Raw genomic sequence first — 393 nt, forward strand, 5'->3', positions numbered from 1 at the left:
GCGGACGCGGACAACATCACCTTCAGTTGCCTGCTCAAGAATGGAAACATCCTCTTCGCCACGCGCGAGAAGCTGTTCCTGAGCACCGACAATCTCGGGACATATCGCGAGATCGTCGTCAAGGATTGCGACGGGAGTGATTACCGACCGCATGTCGCGAAGGACCCCGCTCGTCCCGGCTGGTATTTCCATCCGCTCGACGGCATTCACACCTGGGACATCGACGGCAGGGAGATGCTCGTATGGGGCAACTACTGCAATGTGCTCGGTGGGCCGGTGCCCGTGAATATCTACTACTCCACGGACGGCGGTGAGACGGTCAAGGTCGCCTATTCGTTCGGCAGGAATCCGCACTTCCAGGAGGAGGGGACCCCGCCCGAGTCGTTCCTCGGT

Annotated in this window: 1 pseudogene; it reads left to right on the forward strand. The window is 60.3% G+C overall.

Features of this window, described 5'->3' with window-relative positions:
* A pseudogene (locus tag GA615_RS27265) lies at nucleotides 1–393 on the forward strand (hypothetical protein); the annotation flags it as partial.

The sequence above is a fragment of the Tautonia marina genome (assembly GCF_009177065.1).
Taxonomy (GTDB): domain Bacteria; phylum Planctomycetota; class Planctomycetia; order Isosphaerales; family Isosphaeraceae; genus Tautonia; species Tautonia marina.